General features: G+C 56.0%; 14 protein-coding genes. 6 read left to right on the top strand and 8 right to left on the bottom strand.

Going from position 1 to position 14108, the window contains the following annotated elements; translation table 11 throughout:
* Positions 1 to 7 precede the first annotated feature (7 nt).
* A complete protein-coding gene (locus tag SMB34_RS12315; protein WP_037990466.1) occupies positions 8 to 499 on the top strand; it encodes a class I SAM-dependent methyltransferase in 492 nt (163 codons plus the stop codon).
* 33 nt (positions 500 to 532) lie between these two features.
* Positions 533 to 1930 carry a glutamine synthetase family protein gene (locus SMB34_RS12310; protein ID WP_240478821.1) on the top strand — a complete coding sequence of 466 codons (1398 nt, stop codon included), beginning with the start codon at positions 533 to 535 and terminating at the stop codon, positions 1928 to 1930.
* A gap of 48 nt (positions 1931 to 1978) precedes the next feature.
* On the opposite strand, the gene SMB34_RS12305 is transcribed toward SMB34_RS12310, so the two are convergent.
* From SMB34_RS12305 to SMB34_RS12295, 3 genes are all read right to left on the bottom strand, one after another.
* Entirely contained in the window at positions 1979 to 2305 is a 327-nt protein-coding gene (locus SMB34_RS12305) for a hypothetical protein (protein WP_007089193.1), read from the bottom strand.
* Between the two features lie 351 nt (positions 2306 to 2656).
* Complete coding sequence (locus SMB34_RS12300; RefSeq protein ID WP_037990464.1) at positions 2657 to 2881, bottom strand: hypothetical protein; 225 nt, start codon at positions 2879 to 2881, stop codon at positions 2657 to 2659.
* Positions 2882 to 3003: 122 nt separating this feature from the next.
* Positions 3004 to 3843, bottom strand: a complete 840-nt coding sequence (locus SMB34_RS12295) for a c-type cytochrome (RefSeq protein WP_037990463.1) — start codon at positions 3841 to 3843, stop codon at positions 3004 to 3006.
* Positions 3844 to 4085: 242 nt separating this feature from the next.
* On the opposite strand from SMB34_RS12295, the gene nadA reads away from it, so the two are divergent.
* The 3 genes from nadA to SMB34_RS12280 all read left to right on the top strand — a co-directional run bounded on the left by nadA (position 4086) and on the right by SMB34_RS12280 (position 6454).
* Complete coding sequence (gene nadA, locus SMB34_RS12290; RefSeq protein ID WP_007089196.1) at positions 4086 to 5108, top strand: quinolinate synthase NadA; 1023 nt, start codon at positions 4086 to 4088, stop codon at positions 5106 to 5108.
* Positions 5109 to 5179: 71 nt separating this feature from the next.
* On the top strand, positions 5180 to 6031 hold the full coding sequence (gene nadC, locus SMB34_RS12285; protein WP_205618050.1) for a carboxylating nicotinate-nucleotide diphosphorylase: 852 nt from the start codon (positions 5180 to 5182) through the stop codon (positions 6029 to 6031).
* 15 nt (positions 6032 to 6046) lie between these two features.
* On the top strand, positions 6047 to 6454 hold the full coding sequence (locus tag SMB34_RS12280; RefSeq protein ID WP_037990462.1) for an NUDIX hydrolase: 408 nt from the start codon (positions 6047 to 6049) through the stop codon (positions 6452 to 6454).
* An 18-nt stretch (positions 6455 to 6472) separates the two neighbouring features.
* Here SMB34_RS12280 and SMB34_RS12275 read toward each other — a convergent pair whose 3' ends face one another.
* The gene (locus SMB34_RS12275; RefSeq protein ID WP_240478820.1) at positions 6473 to 9064 is read right to left on the bottom strand and encodes a mechanosensitive ion channel domain-containing protein; all 2592 of its coding nucleotides are present in this window, start codon (positions 9062 to 9064) and stop codon (positions 6473 to 6475) included.
* 154 nt (positions 9065 to 9218) lie between these two features.
* Between SMB34_RS12275 and SMB34_RS12270 the strand changes: the two genes are divergently transcribed.
* On the top strand, positions 9219 to 10208 hold the full coding sequence (locus tag SMB34_RS12270; protein WP_037990460.1) for a zinc transporter ZntB: 990 nt from the start codon (positions 9219 to 9221) through the stop codon (positions 10206 to 10208).
* A 137-nt stretch (positions 10209 to 10345) separates the two neighbouring features.
* On the opposite strand, the gene SMB34_RS12265 is transcribed toward SMB34_RS12270, so the two are convergent.
* From SMB34_RS12265 to SMB34_RS12250, 4 genes are read right to left on the bottom strand one after another with little or no spacing between them, the layout of a single operon-like run.
* Positions 10346 to 11308 (bottom strand): sugar phosphate isomerase/epimerase family protein, encoded by a 963-nt coding sequence (locus SMB34_RS12265; protein ID WP_037990459.1) that lies wholly within the window; start codon positions 11306 to 11308, stop codon positions 10346 to 10348.
* A 14-nt stretch (positions 11309 to 11322) separates the two neighbouring features.
* A complete protein-coding gene (iolG, locus tag SMB34_RS12260; RefSeq protein WP_196871101.1) occupies positions 11323 to 12321 on the bottom strand; it encodes an inositol 2-dehydrogenase in 999 nt (332 codons plus the stop codon).
* 23 nt (positions 12322 to 12344) lie between these two features.
* Positions 12345 to 13319, bottom strand: coding sequence for an ABC transporter permease (locus tag SMB34_RS12255; RefSeq protein ID WP_037990456.1), 975 nt, complete (start codon positions 13317 to 13319; stop codon positions 12345 to 12347).
* Positions 13319 to 14095, bottom strand: a complete 777-nt coding sequence (locus SMB34_RS12250) for an ATP-binding cassette domain-containing protein (RefSeq protein WP_022731365.1) — start codon at positions 14093 to 14095, stop codon at positions 13319 to 13321. The genes SMB34_RS12255 and SMB34_RS12250 overlap by 1 nt, the downstream gene beginning before the upstream one ends.
* Positions 14096 to 14108: the final 13 nt, after the last annotated feature.

The raw sequence follows: 14108 nt of genomic DNA, 5'->3' as shown, positions 1-14108 counted from the left end.
AGAATAAATGTCCCGCCTTAACAGCGTCATCCGCCGCCTGCAGGCCCAGCGCGACTGCCTGAATGCCGCCGCCGAAATGATCAAGGACCATGACGGTATTGTTCTTGAAATCGGGCTTGGCAATGGCCGCACCTTCGATCATTTGCGTGAAATCATGCCTGATCGCGAAATCTTTGTCTTTGACCGCCAGATCGCTGCCCACCCGAAATGCATCCCCGATGACGATCACCTGTTTCTGGGCGACATTTTCGAAACCCTGCCAATGGCGGTTGAACGCTTTGCTGGCAAGGTCGCACTGGTCCATTCCGATGTCGGAACGGGGGACGAGGCGCTCAACGCTAAAATCGCCTCTTTCATCGGCAAAACCCTGCCGCCGTCCCTGATCAAGGGCGCGATTGTCGCCTCCGATCAGAAAATCGACGTGCCCGGCACCATTGCCGAACCGCTCCCCGAAGGCGTCCCGCAGGATCGCTATTTCTTCCGCCGTTATCAGGGCTAAAACCAAAACCGCCCCCCATCAGGAATACCACCCGTGTCCAGCACCAACGCCCCTGCCCCCTCATCCCCCAGCGGCTCCAATATGTCCGAGGCCGCGGCATTCCTTGCCAAATACCCCGATGTCGAGGCCATCGACATCATCCTGACCGATTTTCACGGCATCGGACGCGGCAAGATGATCCGCCGTCACGAGCTTGAAGGCATCTATAAATCCGGGCGCGGATTGCCGACCTCGATCTTCGGCCAGGATGTCACGGGCGAGGATGTTGATGATTGCGGGCTGGTCCAGACCGGCGGCGGCGGCGATGGTCGTTGCTGGCCAGTACCCGGAACGCTCGGCTATCTGCCCCACACGGGCCGCGGGCAGCTCCTGATCAGCATGTATAACGAGGACGCAACCCCGCACGATGTCGATCCGCGCAATGTGTTCTTAAATCAGGTCAAGCGCGCCAATGATCTCGGGCTTACTCCGATGGGCGCGTTCGAACTGGAATTTTATCTGGTGGACCGGGATGCCGACGCGGGCGGGCTTTATCACCCGGCATCCTATGCCATGACCAAACGCCGGTCACCCCTTCGCAACACCATGTCGGTCGATGAAATCGATGAAATGTCGCCGCTTTTTGATGCGGTTTACGAAGGTGCCAAGCATCTTGATCTGACGCTTGAAACCCTGATTTCCGAATATGGGCCGGGCCAGTATGAAATGACCATCCGCTATCGCGATCTGATGCGCGCAGCCGACGATGTCATCATCGCCAAACGCCTGATCCGCACCTGCGCACGCCGTTTCGGGATGGAGGCCGTCTTCATGCCCAAACCGTTTGGCACCGAAGCCGGTTCGGGCATGCACCTGCACCTCTCGCTGGCGGACGAAAACGACAACAACCTGTTTGCCGATCAGGCGGACGGAAGCTTGAGCCCCCTGATGCTCAATGCCATCGGCGGCATTCGCGGCACGATTGGCGACACCATGCTGATCCTGGCCCCCTTCATGAATTCATGGCGCAGATTTGCATCCGCCATGTATTCCCCGGCATCCGATGACTGGGGTGTTGAAAACCGCACCGTGGCGCTTCGTGTGCCGGGCACACCGGGCAAAACCCGGCATTTCGAACACCGCATCGCGGGCGTTGACGCCAACCCCTATCTGGTCGCCGCCGTCACCCTTGGGGCCGCCCTTGACGGCATCGAAAACAAAATCGATCCCGGCCAGCCAAGTACCGATGAAATCGGCCATGACAAAGGCCCTAACGACCTGCCGCGCCATTGGCTTGACGCCATTGACCGCTTCGGTGCGTCCGATTTCAACAAACGCACGCTCGGCCCCCGCTTCCACACCGCCTTCACCCGCATAAAGCAGGCCGAATACGAACATATGGCGCTGAAGGTCAGTGCAGCGGAATGGGAATATTACGGGTTTTCGGTCTGATTGATGGGGCCGGTGTGCCGGTCAGGCTTTCCTGACCGGGTACCAGAATCAGAAGACGCGTTTGGCGCGGTTGTTGGATTTGTGCGCTGAAAACGCCACCCGCGGACGGGAATCCATCATTTTCTGATCGCGCAGATGCGCAACTTCAAGATCACGCGGATCGACATTCATCATGCGGATGTCGCCCGCACGGTCCGCATTGGCATGCAGATGCATCTTGGTCGAGACCCACTGATAGGTCGGATAGGTCACGTTTTCCGGAAGCGATTCTTCAGTAATCACCTTATAGGCCCCGGCCGGCAGAACTTCCGCAAGCCCGCGCAGACTGAACGGCCGCGCAAAATTCAGGATTTTCGATGTGGTACGGTTTGTCAAAAAAGTGCTCCTACCGCGCAAGGGCGCGTTGATCCGGGAAAATCAACGGGATCATTCCCGTGGCCAGCTTTTCAGCTTTTGTTTTCCTCACGCGCGACGCTTGCGAATTCCTGATCGAACCCGCATTGCCACGTTTGATTTCAAACAAAAATTGAAATGACCATGAAATTTGGAAATAAATATCCAAGTCTGATCATATGAATATTTTTTGATTTTATACAACGAACATATTTTTTATTTTTATATCGCCTTGAATAGATACAGAAAACCATCGCACCGAAAATGATGCGGCGCGCGGCAATCCGATTTTATTTTGCGATTTATTTATCCTGCTCTTTAACCCGGCGATGATCAGTAGCTCAGATCAAGCCCAAGCATACTGGAAAGCCCGAAGGTCACCGCCCCAAGGATAACAACCGCCAGCACGAAAATCGCGACCATCTTGGCGCTGGCGCGAAGGACAGCCCGCATGCCGATCTTCTTGCCCTGATCGTAATGCCACTTGATGGCAAAGAACATGCCCGTGCCCAACGCGACAACCTTGATCGTACCAAAAACGAACGGAACCCAATCCATATCAAAGACTTCCTAGTGCATCAGATCAGTGGGTTATGGCCGCATCCTGCGCAAATGCACACTTCGCGTTCTGCAACGCTGATATGTACCATCCGTCCCGGCTGGTTTGGCGCGCCAGATTCCTATTCGGCCTTCCTGCCTGCCATCGCCTGCAAATAGGCGATCACATCACGGATTTCCGCATCCGAAAGCTGATCAGTCGTAAATCCATGCATCTGCATATCGGGCCAATGGCGCACCGATGCCGGATCACGGATCAGCATCACAAGTGCATCGGGCTTGAAATAATCCACCGGGTTCATCGGCAGGTTCAGATCCGGCCCCAGTTCGGTAATCCCCGCCCCGTTCATCCGGTGGCAGGCAAAACACTGATCAATGAAAACCGCCTGCCCGCGCTTGGCATCTTCCGCGGCATCGTCACCAAGTGCCAACTGCGGCCACCGTGCTGCCGGAAAGGCGGCATAACCGATTTTCGCCACCTGATAGGGCCACTGTTCCGACCGGATATGCGATACCGCCGCATCAACCCACACCAGCGAAAACGGCCCGGCCGAAACCTCCTTGCCCGGCAGGTTCGGCCAGCGCGCATCTTCGGGCTCAATGGCGATCCACGCCTGTGCAGTTTCATCGCCCTCAAGCAACACAAGCGGCAGGGGAATATTGGCAACAAACCCGTCAAGGGCTATGACCTCAAGCCCCGTCTCGTCGTCCACCGCACCCGCATCCCCGATCAGGGACGCAACCGGCACCGCGCGATAGGTCATATCGCGGCCATAGGCCGCGTCATCGACCACCGTAATCTCGCGCGCCGCCGCGTGGCTTAACAATTCATCGGTCTGATAAACCGAAACCTCTCCCGTGGGCGTCGTCACCTGCAATTCCGCGGCACTGGCGGCCTTGCCCGCAACCGAAAGCAAAACACACAGCAGCAGCCAAACCCCATATCCCCGATACGATTTCATGCCCGGTCCCCTCTCTGGCGATCTGTGGCAAATTGTCCCGCAACAAGAATACCATAACCGCCGCAAACTGATGATCGCGTATTCACAAATGCCGTCGCGAACGCATGGCTGCCCTTCATCGCCGCCCAATTCCTTGCCATACCGGCCCAATGGCGATATTCAGGTTTCAAACTGTCATTAACTTGCAATGCCGGACCCCGCTGCTTATCTCCGGCTTGCAACAGGCGAGATGAGACGACGCCATGAACCAGATTGCCACCATCGCCGAGGCCGCGCCCGGCGCAATGTCTGAAATGCAGATTGATCCGACCCTTGATCTTGAAGCGGAAATCGCCCGCCTCAAGAAAGAGAAAAACGCGATCATTCTGGCCCATTATTATCAGGACGGAGAAATTCAGGATCTGGCCGACTTTGTCGGTGACAGCCTTGATCTGTCGCGCAAGGCCGCCGAAACCGATGCCGATGTCATCGTGTTCTGCGGTGTGCGCTTTATGGCCGAGGTCGCCAAAATCCTCAGCCCGAACAAAACCGTGCTGCTGCCCGATTCAAAGGCCGGCTGCTCGCTCGAAGATTCGTGCCAGCCCGAACCGTTCCGCAAATTCCGCGAACAGCATCCCGATCACGTATCGGTCACCTATATCAACTGCTCGGCCGAGGTAAAGGCCGCCTCCGATATCATCGTGACCTCGTCGAACGCGGCTGAAATCATCGATCAGATCCCGCTTGATAAACCGATCCTGTGGGCACCGGACCGTCACCTTGGCACGTATCTGGCCAAAAAAACCGGCCGTGACATGACCCTGTGGAACGGCTCGTGCATCGTGCATGAACAGTTTTCCGAACGCGAACTGATCCGCCTTAAAACCCAGAACCCGGATGCCAAAATCGCGGCCCACCCGGAATGCCATGACGGCATTCTCAAACATGCCGATCACATCGGATCGACCCGCGCCATTCTGGAATATGTGATCAACGGCCCGGATCAGAAATACCTGATCGCGACCGAACCCCACATCATCCACCAGATGGAAAAAGCCGCCCCGCACAAGGAATTCATTCCCGTGCCCGGTGCCGATGGGTCCTGCGCGTGCAACAACTGCCCGTTCATGGAACTGAACACACTTGAAAAACTTTATCTGTGTCTGGTCAATAACGGCCCGCAGATCATCATGCCCGAAGATTTGCGTGTTGCGGCGGTCAAGCCGCTTGAACGGATGCTGGAAATGTCAAAGGGCATTCCGCTGAAAAAAGAAAACGCGGCCTAATTCGACCTTATCAACAGCCCCGCAGAAATCTTGTTTTGCGGGGCTGTTTTCCATCCCCCTCCCCCAAAAAGATGCGCCCCACCATGACCGTCCTGACCCAGGCTGAAATTTCCGAATTCATCGACCGCGCCTTTGCCGAGGATATCGGCACCGGTGACATCACATCGGACAATGTCATCCCCGCCGATGCGCGCCTGCGCGTCGCGCTTGAAACGCGGGAGGATATCGTGGTCGCCGGTCTGGATATCGCCCTTGAATGTTTCCGCAAACTGGTCCCCGATGCCAAAATCACCAAGCATTGCGAGGACGGCGATGCGATTGCAGCCAAGGACGTGCTGGCCGTGGTCGAAGGCAATGCACGCGGCATCCTGACCGCGGAACGCACAGCCCTCAATACCCTGCAACATCTGTCGGGCATTGCCACCACCACACGCAGCTATGTCGCGGCGATGGGCAATACGACGGCCAAATTGCTTGATACCCGCAAAACCCTTCCGGGCTGGCGCAAGATGGAAAAATACGCCACCCGCATGGGCGGTGCGCAGAACCATCGCATGGGTCTTTATGACGGGGTGATGATCAAGGATAACCATATCGGTGTGGTCGGCTCGATCACCGAATGCGTGAAATCCGCCCGTGCGGCAAACCTGCCGAAAATCGAAGTCGAATGCGATACGCTTGATCAGGTCCGTGAAGCCACCGATGCCGGTGCCGACATCATCCTGCTTGATAACATGGGCCCCGATATGCTGCGCCAGGCGGTTGCGATTGTGGCGGGCCGCTGCAAGACAGAGGCATCCGGCGGTGTGAACCTGCAAACCATTGGCGCGATTGCCGCCACCGGGGTTGATTATGTCTCGGTCGGGCGCATCACCCAATCGGCCCCGGCGGTCGATATCGGGCTGGATGTCGCCATTCTCTGATCGGGGCGGATCACGATGAACGCTATCAGACCAGCCCCAAGGATTGTCGAAACCGCCAACTGGATTTTCCGCGACGGCGGCAAAGTCCTGTCGGTAAGAAGCCACGGGCGGGATCGTTTTTACCTGCCCGGTGGCAAGATCGATGCGGACGAAACCGCCATCGAAGCCCTGATCCGTGAAATCCGTGAAGAACTGGGTGTGATGCTGATCGAAAAATCCATCCGCCCGCTGGGCATCCATGCCGGCCACGGCCATAACCAGCCATCTGGGGTTATTGTCCGCATGCAATGCTTCGCCGCACGCTTCACCGGCACATTGACCCCGTCGCGCGAAATCGCCGAAATGCGCTGGCTCTCGCAACGCGACCGTCACCTGATGGCCCCGATGGGCCAAAAGATCACGGCCGCCCTTTTCGATATTTAATACCGCCCGATTACCTGCTTAACGTGGCCCATCCCCGTCCGCATCACCCCCGGCATCGGGGATACTGCGCGCAGCCGCGTCCCTGTCGCGGTTTTCATCCTTGGCGGTCGATGGCGGTGTGGCCGGGTCGGCTCCCTCGCCATCACCTGTTTCGGCATTCGCCTCAGGCACTTCATCCTTCGCCTCGATTACCGGCTTGGGGTTGCCATGCCCGGCATCGCGGATGGCGGCCGCCAGTCTGTCGATATCGCGGAAATGCACATCCTGCTGCGGGAACGGAATTTCAACACCTTCGGCTCGGAACCGTTCAAGGATCTCGAACCGCACCGCACTGCCCACCGATAGAACATCACCGATATCGCGCAGGAAATAGCGCAATTCGAAATCAAGCGAGCTGGCCCCGAAATCCATAAACACCACCTGTGGGGCCGGATAGCTCAGGATTTCGCGGCGCTTGTCCGCGATCTCCAGCAGGATTTCACGCACCTTGTTGGCATCCGATCCATACGAAACCCCGATACGGATAATCCCCCGCCCGCTGCGATCCTTAAGCGTCCAGTTCATCACCCGGTTCGAAATCAGTTCGGAGTTCGGGATCACCACCGATGACCGGTCAAAGGTTTCGATCTCGGTCGCGCGCACCCGGATATCCTTGACCAGCCCCTGATCGGCCCCGACCACGATCCAGTCACCCACCTTGATCGGTCGTTCGATCAGAAGGATCAGGCCCGACACAAAGTTACTGACGATACTTTGCATGCCAAAACCGATACCGACCGAAATCGCACCGGCAATGATCGCAAGGTTGGACAAATCCATCCCCGCCGCCGAAATCGCCAGCAACACCGCAAGGCAAATCCCGGCATAGCCGAAAATCGCCGAAACCGAATGCTGCAAACCTTCGTCAAGCTTGGTGTTGGGCAGAACGCGCGTATTGAGCATCCGCTGGAAAAACCGCATGACGCCCAGAACCGCCAAAAACAGCAAAATCGCGATCAGAATGGCGCGGAGCGAGAAATTGATCCCGCCCACCTGTATCCCGATAAACGCCTTTTCGGCGGCATCAAGCAAATCCGCCCACGCAATGTCGGTAAAGATCAGCACCGCCAGCGGCACGGCAACCGAAAACATCACGACATCAATCGTCACACGCAGCCAGAAATAAAGCGTGCCATGCACCGCATCACTGGCCCCGTCATCATCGGGCGATGACGGTTTCACCAGATAGGTATGCACAAGGGCGCGCGCATAGCCACGCAACAGCCAGTAACTGGTGATAAACGCAAGCCCGGTCATCAGGTTTTCAAGGATGAACCGTGCGAGCGCCACATAGCCCAGAAGCGTCAGCACCGGCAGCAGGACCGCCACGATCCGCAATCCGCGGCGCGACCGTCTTTCGACCTTGGCCCATAATTCGTGCCGGTCCGGTTCGCCATGTTCCCAGAACACGCCAAGCGAACAGACAAACAGAATGACCGAAATCAGGAAAACGTTGGAAACACTTTGCACCAGCGCGATTTCAAGCGACGTGCCAAGGGTGGTAGCGCCTTGCAACAGCACCAGATCGGATGCGTAAATCACCGCCGCCAGCAACGATAAAAGCCCGACAACCCGCGCCCCCGTCGCGGTCGTGCCCGCGCGCCGCATCCCCGGCAGGAACGGGGAATAAATACTGCGGATCGCCGCCCCGACAAACAGCAGGAACAAAAGGGCGGCAAAGCACTGATAGATGAAATCACCCATGCTTCCGGCCAGAAGATCGGGCTGTCGATTAACGATCTGATAGGCAATGACAAGTGCGATACCCGGCACCATCGCCGTAAACAGGAACCGCGTCCCCGATATCAATGAAACCCGGTCTTCCTTTGGCACATGCTGCCATCTTTCCGGCAACCAGCGCAGCACCGCGACCTCGCCGCCGATCAGGGCGGCCATCACGATAAACGCCAGCAACACCAGCCCCGGCGCGACCTCTGCCAGCTCGTCGCCAATCTGGCCTTCAAGATCAAGATCGGCATAGCGGCTGCGCACCATGTCGGGCAGTTCAATCGCGCCCGACCATACCTGGCCCCAGGTTTCCCCGTCCCACGGCACGTCAACCCGGCCCAGAATACGCCGCGTAAACCGTTCGCGCGAAATCCGCGCCAGATGGTCGGAAACCTCGGTCGCACGAAAATCAACCAGTTCAACCTGCTTGATCACGCCGCTGATCTCGGCAATCGCATCGTTAAGACGGGATCGTTCGGCGGCAACCGCGGGGACTTCGCTTTGGCCTTCGGCGGGCGGTTCGCCCAGTTTGCCAAGGGCGGCATTCAGGCGGTTCAGACGCTCCGCCGCACTTGACTGCAATGTCGCACTGCCCTCGGTGATCTTTTCGACCTGGGCCCGGCTTTCATTTAACAACCGCCCGCTGACTTCGCCGTCCGACAGGGCCGCATCAATGTCATCAAGACCGTCATTCCAGCCAGATATCAGTTTCTGGCTTTGATCCAGTTCGATCTTCTGGGGATTTTCCTGTGTCTTGTCCTGCGCATATGCGCCGCCACTGATCAGGATGGCGGACATTATTGTCGCCATAATCCACACTACAATCGGTCGAACTGTCGTCATGATAGATATTCCATACTGACCTCTGGCGGGCGAATGCCCAAAACCCGTTTTTCCTGATTTGCAAACAGGTTACACTGTCGTCGATAACGAATCACGTCCCGTTTCGTTCCCGGACCGGCCCCAACCTGTCTTCAAGCACCAGACGGAGCCCCACATGCCTTCATCCGCCCTGATCAATGCTTTCAAACTCGATAGCGACGGCAACGGAACGCCCCTTGAATGGCAGGACATCAGCAAAAACCTTCCCCAAACCGGTGAACATGAATTTCTCTGGGTGCATCTCGACTGGATGGCCGATGGCGTCGGGCGCTGGCTGATCGACATTGTCGGACTTGACCCCACCATCGCCGATAACCTGTCCACGCGCGGCACCCGGCCATCGGTCTTCTTTTATGATCATGGCTATTCGATGAATTTGCGGGGCGTCAATCTGAACGCCGAAAATGATCCCGCCGATATGATTTCGGCCCGCTTCTGGGTATCGGGCAATCTGGTGATTACGCTGCGCAACCGGTCGCTGAAGGCATTTGATGATATCCGGGCCGCGATTGCGCAGAATAACGCGCCGCGCAATCCCGATGATTTCGTCCTCACCGTCGCCGAACGGCTGGTATTTCGCGTCGATAATGTCGTGCTTGGCCTCGAAGACGAAGTCGACACCATCGAAGACGATCAGGAAGGCACGCCTGAAAACAAAACCCTGCCGCTGCGTCGGCGCTGTTCGGATGTCCGCAATCAGCTTTTGCGTCTGCGCCGCCATCTGTCCCCGCAACGCGATGCGCTGGCGCAATATGTCGAACATAAAACCGGCTGGCTTGATAAACGCTATAAACGCCGCGCACGCACGCTGACCGATAAAACCATCCGCCTGGTCGAAGAATTTGACTCCCTTCGCGAACGCATCCAGATCGTCAATGAAAACATGATGGCGCTGGAAACCGAACGCATGAACCGCACCATGTACTGGCTGACCGTGATCGCCGGTCTGTTCCTGCCAATCAGTTTCGTCACCGGGCTTCTGGGCATCAATGTCGGCGGAATTCCCGCCGCCGAAAGCCCGTTTGGTTTTGCTGGCGTATCGCTCATTCTCGCCGCAATCGTCGTCTTTGAAATCTGGCTGTTTAAAAAGATGCGCCTGATCTGACCATTCTTTAAATACCCCCCGATAAACAAGGGAATCACTGACAAGCGCTCAAAGAAAGCTCCCCTCACACAGCAGATTGACCCCAAAAGGAAAATGCCACGCGAGGGGAGAGTTAATGCTCTAAGGGAGGCGGAGCATCAGATAGGCTGAAGAGAAAAATCACTTACTTTCTCTGGTGCGGCTGATTTCAATACATTCACCGAACGCTGAACCCCTTCCGCACATGACAGCACGGGATCTTCATGTTCGATTGACAGCCAACTGTCATACCCGACAAGCCGCAACCTGTAGCAAAACTCTCGCCACCAGCTTTCACCGTGACCATAACCGATGGTGATATAGGACCATGCGCGCTCGGCGACATCGATCATCGGTCCGGTATCTAGCCGTGAAATTGTTGCGGCCTTGTCGGGATTGATCCAGGTATCCTTGGCATGGACATGATGAATGGCATCCCCGAGTGCGGATACAGCCTGCAGCGCATCAGCCCCCATCCACATCAGATGACTCGGATCAAGGTTCGCGCCAACCGATTTGCCAACTGCATCACGTAACCGCAAAAGGGTTGGCACATTATACACCAGCTGATTTCCGTGAAGTTCGATGGCAAACTTGTCGATACCAAGCTCCATGCCATTGTCGACAAGTTTACGCCAGTACGGCAGCAAAACCTCATTCCACTGCCAGGCAAGTATTTCACTCGTTTCCGGTGGCCATGCGGAAATAATCCAGTTCGGGGTCTTGTCCGTCGGAGCCCCGGCCGGAAGACCAGACATCAGGCAAACTTTATTGCACTCCAGTTCAGAGGCGAGCCTGATTGTCTTCTCGACCACGGATGATTGGCGTTGTCCGTCCGTTGGGTGCAATTGATTGCCGTTGCAGTTCAACGCAATGAGACTCAAACCACGACTGGTAATCGCGTTCATGAATCGTTTGCGTGCGTCAGAACTCGCCAGCATCGCGTCCAAATCTATATGTGGCGCGGACGACCAGTTGCCCGTGTTGATTTCAACACCTTCTATTCCCATTCCCGCGATTGTATCCAGCGCCGTTTCAAACGGTTGATTGGACAAAGAGTCTGACACGATCCCGATTTTCATTTTTGTATCCTCATTCAAAGCGCAATGGTGCGACCGGTTTCAAGAGACTGATAGGCCGCCTCGGCAAGCAGCAAAGCTTTGCGGCCATCTTCACCGGATGGTGCCGGCGCAACTTCACCCTTCAGAACACGGACAAATTCTTTCCATTCTTCGGCATAGGATTCCGCATACCGCTCAAGGAAAAAGAACAGTGGCTTTTCACGTGTAACGCCGTCCTCACGTTCCTGCACAAGCATGGTTTTGGGGACATTCTCCGTGCGCAAGGTACCAAGCGAACCGTGGGCCTCGACACGTTGGTCGTATCCAAAGGACGCACGCCGCGAATTGGTGATGACGGCAATTTTACCGCTGGCTGTCTGCAGGGTTACAGATGCCGTATCAATGTCACCCTCCGCCTTGATAGCCGGATCCGTTAGCGTCGATGCCAGAGCAGTCACACGTACCGGCTCTTCGCCCAGAATGAAGCGTGCCATATCGAAATCGTGAATTGTCATATCGCGGAACATACCACCCGATACTTTGATATAATCGATGGGCAACGCACCCGGATCCTTTGAAACAACGGTGACCAGTTCCAGGTCACCAATCACCCCCGCATCAAGCCGGCGTTTCAATTCAGCGACTGCCGGATCAAACCTGCGATTAAATGCGACAAAGAGCCTGTTTTCCTGTCCTTTGATCGCCTCAAGCGTGGCATTCACGCGACTGATGGACAGATCAACCGGTTTTTCGCAAAACACTGCTTTGCCCGCGCGTATCCCGCGTTCAATTAAATCCGCATGCGTGCTGGTAGCCGAGGCGATTACGATTGCATCAATATCGCTGCTCGACAGGGCATCTTCCAAAGAACGTACCGAGGCCCCGTAAGCTTCTGCAAGTTGCCGGGCAATCCCTTCCTGCGGGTCCACGACGGTGGACAACCTTGATAGGGGATGGGCGGCGATATTTGCCGCATGCACCTGTCCAATTCGGCCTGCGCCCAAAAGCGCAATATTATAAATTTTGTCCGTCATGTTTTTAGATTTCCGAGTTGAGATTAGTTTTTCAAAGACCAACGGCGCAGTGTTCGGTCGCCCAGTGCTGCAAAAACAACAATCAGGCCAAGAAGCAAAATGAACCATTGCGGGCGAACACCGGTCACCACGAGATAGGATTGAACCGAAGACAACACGAACGCGCCCAAAACAGCTCCGGGCAGGGATATGCGACCACCAGCAAGAACACATCCGCCAAGCACGCAGGCCGCAATTGCCTGAAGCTCCATCAATCGGCCCATAGAGCCATCGGCGAAGCCAAGCTTGCTGGCCTCGAGGGTCCCGGCAAAGGCGGCAAGCACACCACAAACAATAAAAGCCGAGAGTTTTATGCGTTCGACACGAACACCGCGCGAATGTGCGCTGGCGGCGGAGCCCCCGACAGCCAGAAGCCGATTACCCCAAGGCGTCATTTTCAGAGCAATCAGCAAAACTGCCAGTCCGGCCACCAACCAGTAGAACCCGGTATTGATGCCTAGGAACTCGGTTCCCCCAAGAACGGAGTACGAAAATCCATCCCGCTCCTTGTAAGGGACCGAGAATGAAAATCCGTCTGTCAGCGCAATTGCCAGCCCCCTGAAGATCATCAGAGAACCAAGCGTGATGATCAGCGACGGGGTTTTGGTACGGGTTACCAAAATGCCATTGAAGGCCCCGATCAAAGCACCTGCGCCGATGGCAAGAAGCGCGGCAAAGACAGGATCAATGCGCACGGCAAACCACAGATAAATCAGGGCACCTATGCCAAAGGTTGATCCCACCGAAATATCGATCTCACCCGTTCCGATCACCAGCGCAACGCCAAGCGTCATCAACCCCAACGTGGCAGTTACCTGAAGAATGGTGCCAATATTATAGGCATTGGCCCATCGTCCCTCGGACGTAAGGGTAAACAGCAACACCAGACACAGGGAAATGACCAGAATACCGATCTCGGTATGACGCCTTACGAGACGTTTGATTTCGCTCTTCAGCATCAGACCGCATCCCGTTTTTCGACAATGCGCCCGCCCTGGCGAATGACTTCCTCCAGTGCCTCGGCAGACATTGTCTCAGTGGATGCGTCTTCTATTTTTTCGCCGTTCTCCATAATCACGATGCGATCAGCCAGCCTGTGGACCTGAAAGATGTCGTGGGTGATATAGATCACCAACAACCCTTGATCGCGCAATTGAAGCGCCAGTTCGTTGACATGCTCGCGTTCGCGGACCGAAAGATGGTTTGTCGGCTCATCCATGATCACAACACGGTTCTTGAATTCCACCGCCCGGCCAATTTTGACCGACTGACGTTCCCCACCTGACAGGCGTTCGACCTCATCATCAACCGAGACATTTTCACGAAGACCGAATTGCCTTATCACTCTGCCGCTCATCTCGCGCATCTTCGCAAAATCAAGCAGCGGCAAACCGCAGAACCGTTTCACAGGCTCTCGCCCAAGATAAAAGTTGCGCGCAATGGACAGGTTGTCGCAAAGCCCGACGGACTGCTGGATTGTTTCAATTCCCTGATCTATGGCCAGTTTTGGATGAAACGTCTTCACACGGGTTCCATCGAAATAAACTTCACCGGCAGAAGGGGTGTGGATACCGCAAAGGACACGGATCAATGTGGTTTTACCCGCACCATTGTCCCCGACAAGCCCCACCAATTCCCCTGCATGAAAGTCTACGGACACATTTTTAAGTGCGTGAAAAGCACCGAAATGAAGGTCCAGATTCTTGATCTGGATAAGGGGTGTTTGTTTGTTCATTGTTTCCTCCTTC

This window comes from Thalassospira permensis NBRC 106175, from assembly GCF_000714555.1.
Lineage (GTDB): Bacteria > Pseudomonadota > Alphaproteobacteria > Rhodospirillales > Thalassospiraceae > Thalassospira > Thalassospira xiamenensis.
This window is presented reverse-complemented; position numbering and strand designations above follow the sequence as displayed.